Genomic DNA, 1510 nt, shown 5'->3' with positions numbered 1-1510 from the left:
CACAGCCAAATCATCCCCCAAAGCCAGCACATTTACCGATCGCGCCAACAAGCATCCCCCTAACAATGCAACGATGATGTAAGGCCCAGCTGTCGCAATTTCTTGCCAACCCCGTCCGTTAAGGCTACCAACCAACCAACTCAGCGCAATTTGAATTTGACCATCTTCAGCTAAAAGCAGCAATGTACTTTGTACAGCACCTAATAAAGAACTTACCGCCACTCCGCCTAAAATCAACCGCTCAACTGAAATTCCCGACCCCGCACGACCGAGCAAAATAACGATCGCAGAAGTTAAAATTGCTCCCATCCACGCTGCTAGAGGAATTGCGATCGGGAATATTTGCCACACAATCATCAGAATTACAATTAGTCCTGCACCTGCTGAAATGCCCAAAATAAATGGATCAGCAAGACTATTGCGTAACATCCCTTGCAATAATGCTCCTGACATTCCCAAAGCTGCACCCACAATGAGAGCAGCAGTAATACGCGGGAGACGCAAATCCCAGAGAATTGTCTGTTTAACCGGATCACCTTCGCGGAGTATGGCTTGCCAAAATTCCGACATACTTAAAGGTACTGCTCCTTGAGAAAGCGACAGCGCTAGCGTTAGCACCAGTGCTGCACTAAGGAGTAAAACAGCCCAAAGTACTCGGTGTTTAGTAAAAATTGTCTTAAATGGTCTAATCAAATTTTAGATAGGTATTTTTTTTAAATATAATCTGTCTCAAACACAGATGCATTGGACATTGGGCAGGAGAGAGCAATAGGTTCGGATAAGATCCCCCCGCCTGTGGCGACCCCCTTAAAAAGGGGGTAAAGGAAAAAATTAGCCCTGCTTTTGAAGGGGGGTTGGGGGGATCTTCGCAGGGTAAATAATGGGAGAGAGGGGGAGTTAAAACTTGAATGTTGAGCCTCAGAAGGTCAACGTCGAACCTCAGAAGGTCAAAGTTGAGCCTCAGAAGGTCAACGTCGAGCCTCAGAAGGTCAACGTCGAGCCTCAGAAGGTCAAAGTTGAGCATCAGAAGGTCAACGTCGAGCCTCAGAAGGTCAAAGTTGAGCCTCAGAAGGTCAACGTCGAGCCTCAGAAGGTGAACTTTTAAGTTTTAACTCCCCATGACCCATGCACCATGCCCCACTACGTCAATTCCAGCCCACCTTGGTAGCCAGTGACAATGCGGCCACCATCCTTCAGAATGTGGATTTCTATTTGATCGCTAGCCCAGGTAATCTGGTCTTGGAAAGCCGGATTTAACACCCGAACTCGTTGATTCCTAGAAGAAACTGGAGAGTTGGGAGAATTAATTGCCAGAGATTGTACAAAAGGCCCATCAATCAAAATATCAAGTTGTTCTAACAAAGCTTGAGAACCTGGCGGCGCTGATTGAGACTGTAGTTGCTTGAGAGTGAACCCAGTAAAAGACATTACATTTAATCCAGCAGCTTTTACCTTACGAGCTAAAGACGCTAGTGCAGTTGCTTGCCAAAACGGTTCTCCACCAGAGAAC

General features: G+C 46.6%; 3 protein-coding genes. 1 reads left to right on the top strand and 2 read right to left on the bottom strand.

Annotated elements, in window-relative coordinates:
* Positions 1–693 (bottom strand): FecCD family ABC transporter permease (locus tag VE944_RS29940; protein WP_324986110.1); only part of this gene is annotated, 693 nt, incomplete at its 3' end.
* Positions 694–904: 211 nt separating this feature from the next.
* Between VE944_RS29940 and VE944_RS29935 the strand changes: the two genes are divergently transcribed.
* Positions 905–1105: a hypothetical protein gene (locus VE944_RS29935; protein ID WP_324986106.1), complete on the top strand. Its 201-nt coding sequence runs from the start codon at positions 905–907 to the stop codon at positions 1103–1105.
* A 35-nt stretch (positions 1106–1140) separates the two neighbouring features.
* On the opposite strand, the gene VE944_RS29930 is transcribed toward VE944_RS29935, so the two are convergent.
* Positions 1141–1510, bottom strand: a 370-nt coding sequence (locus VE944_RS29930) for a 4Fe-4S single cluster domain-containing protein (protein ID WP_324986103.1), incomplete at its 5' end; no start/stop codon positions are given.

It is taken from the genome of Nostoc sp. (genome assembly GCF_035638895.1).
Lineage (GTDB): Bacteria > Cyanobacteriota > Cyanobacteriia > Cyanobacteriales > Nostocaceae > Nostoc.
Note: the sequence above shows the minus strand (reverse complement) of the source record. Positions and strands in the feature narration are given on the sequence as shown.